The organism is Neisseria sp. P0009.S007 (genome assembly GCF_051962515.1).
The window spans coordinates 1-494 of the sequence record NZ_JBQCVF010000864.1 but is presented as its reverse complement, the minus strand read 5'-3'; the positions used below and the strand labels follow the sequence as shown (position 1 = coordinate 494).

General features: G+C 50.0%; 1 protein-coding gene. It reads left to right on the top strand.

What is annotated here, in order from left to right; all coding sequences use genetic code 11:
* The coding region (locus ACTHS3_RS16820; protein ID WP_440368619.1) for a class I tRNA ligase family protein at positions 1-494 on the top strand (494 nt) is incomplete at both ends.

Below are 494 nucleotides of genomic sequence, written 5' to 3'. Positions count from 1 at the left end.
AAAATCGAACACAGCTACGCACACTGCTGGCGTCACAAAACGCCGTTGATTTACCGTGCGACCGGCCAATGGTTTGTCGGTATGGACAAAGCCGGTGCCGACGGTAAAACCTTGCGCGACAAAGCCATCAAAGCCGTTGATGACACCGAATTCTTCCCATCATGGGGTCGTGCGCGTTTAGAAGCCATGATTGAAGGCCGTCCTGACTGGGTGGTTTCACGCCAACGCTATTGGGGCACGCCGATGACTTTCTTTGTTCACAAAGAAACCGGTGAGCTGCATCCGAACACTGCTGAGTTGTTGGAAAAAGTTGCCCAAAAAATCGAAGAAAAAGGTATCGAAGCATGGTTCTCTCTTGATAAGAGCGAACTCTTGAGCGCGGAAGATTGTGAAAATTACGACAAACTTTCCGATACCATGGACGTATGGTTCGACTCCGGCTCGACCCATTATTCCGTCTTGAAACAACGCGAAGAATTGGAATGGCCGGCTGA